2 protein-coding genes are annotated in these 764 nt (G+C 24.0%); both read right to left on the reverse strand.

Features of this window, described 5'->3' with window-relative positions:
- Positions 1–63 (reverse strand): rubredoxin-like domain-containing protein (locus RGC78_RS16140; RefSeq protein ID WP_350339626.1); only part of this gene is annotated, 63 nt, incomplete at its 3' end.
- Between the two features lie 503 nt (positions 64–566).
- Positions 567–764 (reverse strand): ferritin family protein (locus RGC78_RS16145; protein ID WP_491536913.1); only part of this gene is annotated, 198 nt, incomplete at its 5' end.

Raw genomic sequence — 764 nt, forward strand, 5'->3', positions numbered from 1 at the left:
TTTTTCTGGAGCTGCTTCTCCTTCATATACATAACCACATACTGTACAAACAAATTTTTTCATAATTTAATTCCCCCTGTTTTCTTTTAATTTATATACACACTCTTTAATTTTTTATTTGATTTTTTCATTTATCTTTTGTTGTTTTTTTGTTTTATCTCTTCTACAGTTATTATTATATAATAATTATTATTACTTGTAAAGAGTTTTTTATAAAAAAAATTTAAAATATTTTAATTAGCAATTTATATATATGGATATTCCTATATTAAAAAGGAACTTTGATAAGTTGAAAATTACTTTAAAGAATTTTTGTACTAAATATTCACTTTTAGTTCTCAATTCTATTTACTTTATTAAATTATATTTTATTTACCTCTCAGGTCTTAAAAATTTTATAAATTTCTAAAGAAAATAACTAGCCTCCCACCACCCGCTTAGTCAAGTGGTTTTCTTTAACTCTAAAGCACATAATAAAATAGGTACTAGAAATTAAATTTCTAGTACCTATTTATAATAGAGTTTTGGGTTTAATGGATAATTATCAATATATTGAAATTTAAGTATTATGCAAAATATCTATCTAATAATCCTTTAAATGCTCTTCCATGTCTAGCTTCATCTTTACACATTTCATGTACTGTGTCATGGATTGCATCTAAATTTAATTGTTTAGCTAATGTTGCTAAGTCTTTCTTTCCTTGACATGCTCCATGTTCTGCATCTACTCTTAATTGTAAGTTTTTCTTTGTATCTGCATTTAC

This window comes from Clostridium aquiflavi (genome assembly GCF_031344075.1).
Classification (GTDB): Bacteria; Bacillota; Clostridia; order Clostridiales; family Clostridiaceae; genus Clostridium; species Clostridium aquiflavi.